At 31.2% G+C, this 282-nt stretch carries 1 pseudogene; it reads right to left on the bottom strand.

Annotated elements, in window-relative coordinates:
- Positions 1-105: pseudogene (locus tag ACFIK8_RS12725) on the bottom strand (cation-efflux pump); the annotation flags it as partial.
- Between the last annotated feature and the right edge of the window lie 177 nt (positions 106-282).

Here is a 282-nt window from a genome sequence, read left to right as displayed (position 1 = left end):
AACCGAACCTGTGATGTGATATGCCCAATATTTCAAAGCAAAAACGATACAAGCAACAAAAATAGAGTATAAGGTTAAGCTTTGTATATTGATTTTTACATCCATAACCACACCCTCGTCTTCTACACAAAATAAGGAATAACACTTTCACTCATATAATGATATTTTTGATATATCGCCAATATTTTCTCAATATCACAGAAGTTTCACAATACAATAAACGACTCTCAAAGACCCTATTGTCATTTCCAACAACTATCCTTTTATACGATATAACATAAC

This window comes from Bartonella sp. MR168JLCBS (genome assembly GCF_042194175.1).
This window is presented reverse-complemented; position numbering and strand designations above follow the sequence as displayed.